General features: G+C 69.8%; 2 protein-coding genes. Both read right to left on the bottom strand.

What is annotated here, in order from left to right; genetic code table 11:
- Positions 1–1,714: UvrD-helicase domain-containing protein (locus tag LPZ50_RS23940; protein WP_230665344.1), on the bottom strand; the 1,714-nt coding region annotated here is incomplete at its 3' end.
- A partial coding sequence (locus tag LPZ50_RS23935; protein WP_230665343.1) for a PD-(D/E)XK nuclease family protein occupies positions 1,711–2,661 on the bottom strand: 951 nt, incomplete at its 5' end. The genes LPZ50_RS23940 and LPZ50_RS23935, both read right to left, overlap by 4 nt.

The raw sequence follows: 2,661 nt of genomic DNA, 5'->3' as shown, positions 1-2,661 counted from the left end.
CCAGGATGGCCACCGGATGGCGGCTGCGGGGGTCGCGTCCGGCCAGGGCCTGCCGCACCAGTTGTACCGTCAGCGTTTCGGCGGCGGCGTCGGCGGCCGCGCTGCCATCGGCGCTGAAGGCGGCATGGAAGCAAACCGGCTGGCCAGGCAAGGCCGGATTGAACGCCGCCGAATCGGTATAGGCAATGGCGCCCGCGCCCGCGTCGTTGCGTGCCGGCAGCAGGCCGCGGAACGTGGCGTTCACCCATTCCACCACCCCAGCCTGCGAGCGGAAATTGTCGGTCAGCCGCAGGAAACCGGGCCTGATTTCACCCACCCCCTCTTCTGCCGCCTGCAGGAACAGGCCCACCTCGGCCTTGCGGAACCGGTAGATGGATTGCATGGGATCGCCCACCAGGAACAGCGTGCGTCCGTCATCCGGCTGCCAGCCGGCGGTCAGGGTGGCCAGCAGGTGGATCTGGGTAAGGCTGGTGTCCTGGAATTCGTCGATCAGCAAGTGCCGGATCGAGGCGTCCAGTTTCAACAGCAATTCGCCGGGGTCGTCGCCGCTGCCCAGGGCATGCGTGGCGCGCTGGGCGATCTCGATGAAATCGACTTCGCGCGTCTCGGCAAAACGCAGGTGCAGTTGCGCCACGGCCAGCTTCAAGGTCATCAATTGCGCGCCCAACACGCGCCACTGGGCGTCGGTGAACTCGGCCGGCGGCACGTCTTTCACCGCATCCAGCATCCAGATCCAGGCCGCCTGCGGGTCGGCGGCGTCGAGCCATTGGGTGAAAGGATCTTTGTGATCGCACTTGGGCGGGAAACCCAGTTTCTTGTTGACCCCGCGCGCGCTGCGCAGTGCGCCGGCACCGGTCAGCAGCAGATGGCGCACGGATTTCCATTGGTCCAGCCAGGCCGCGTCGGGCTCGACGGGCGTATCCCAGTCGCGCAGCGCCGCCAGGGCATGGCCGGCGCCGTCTTCATCCAGCACGGCCGCCGCCATGCGCGCCGGCCAGCGCAAGGCCTCGTCCCAACCCAGCGGCATGGCGCGCGCCAGCGCCTGCAGATCTTCGCCTATGGCCTCGGCCAGCGCATCCTGCAGGGCCTCGCGGTCGGTGGCGCGGGCCAGCAAGGGCAGCCACTGGTCGCGCTGGCCCAGCATCGAGGCTATGGCCTCGGTGGCCGCCTGCGTGTCCACGTCCAGGTGGGCCAGCAGGATACGCACGGCCTCGAAGTCGTCGGCCAGGGCCAGCGTGGCACGCGCGGCGGCCTCATAGTGCGCCTGCGCATCGTCGGCGATATCGGGCATGCCGCCCAGTTCCGACAGCCAGGGCATGCCGCGCACCAGGCCGGCGCAGAAAGAATCGATAGTGCGGATCGACAGCCGCGCCGGGTGCTGCAGCAGCTTCCAGCCGCGTTCGTCGTTGCGCGCCAGCGCGGCGCGCGCCAATTCCCAACTGCGCCTGCCATGCTCGGTGTCCGGCGGCGGGCCTTCGCCGTCGCGCAGCTTGCCCAGCACGCGCGCATGCATTTCCGATGCGGCCTTGCGGGTGAAGGTGATGGCCACGATTTCCTCGGGCCGGCTCACCGTGGCCAGCAGGGCCAGGATGCGGTCGGTAAGCAGTTCGGTCTTGCCGGAGCCGGCGGGCGCCTGGACCAGGAACGAGCCGGCGGGATCCAGCGCGCGCGCGCGGGCGGCGTGGTCGGAGGGTTGGCGGGCGGATACGGTCATGCCGCGTCGTCCTCGTCTTCCAGGTGCAGCCGCAGGAACGGCATGGCATCGCAGTATTTCAGGTCATCGCGCCGGTAAACCAGGTTGGCGGCATAGCCGGAGGCGTATTCGTCGGCCAGGCCTTCGACCGCGGCGCGCCAGTGCCGCAGAATGCCGCCCCAGTCCTGGTTTTCAAAGGCCTTGCTGGCATCGGCCCGGGTAACGCCCGCGATGCCCAGGTCGGCATCGGCCAGGCCGCTGGCCGCGACCTGGCGCGCGTGGATCTGCGCCAGCACCAGGGCGGCCACGTCCGATTCGGGCGCATCGCCAGACAGCACGGCCGCGTAAAACGGCAATTGCAAGTTCACCGGCCGCGCGCGCGCCCAATCGGATTCGGGGTTGCCCGGCGCCATGCCGGTCTTGTAGTCGAGGATCACGGCGCGGCCGTCCGGCAGCCTGTCCAGGCGGTCGAGCCGCAGCGTCAGGGCCAGCGCGCCGCGCGACCAGCGATGGGTTTCCTCCACCTGCGCCACCTGGAAAGGCATGCGCTGCGCTTCCAGGTCGAACCAGTTTGCCAGCACGGCGCGCGCGCGGTCGCATTCCAGTTCGCGCAGGGCGTCGGGATAGGCCCGCAATTCTTCCTGCGCGGATTCCGCCACGGCCTGTTCGATCAGGCCGGCCAGCCGGCCAGCCTGCATGGCCTCGTGCAGGTGTTCCTGGTCGGGCAGCATGCGCCATACCAGTTCCAGCGCGCGGTGCAGGAATTGCCCGCGCACGTTCTGGTTGGCGGCGTCGGCGTAATCCGCCAGCGCCCTGCCCCCCAGCCGATGGCGCACAAAGGCCCACAAGGGATTGCGCGCCTGGGTGTCCAGCACATCCAGGCCGCCGCCGGCCCCGGCGGCGGCCCCATCGGGCGCGGGCGGCGGCAATGCCGGGCCGCGCTCGTCATTCAAGACTTGCTGCGGCAG

This window comes from Bordetella petrii (genome assembly GCF_020991325.1).
GTDB classification, from domain to species: domain Bacteria; phylum Pseudomonadota; class Gammaproteobacteria; order Burkholderiales; family Burkholderiaceae_B; genus Bordetella_A; species Bordetella_A petrii_E.
This window is presented reverse-complemented; position numbering and strand designations above follow the sequence as displayed.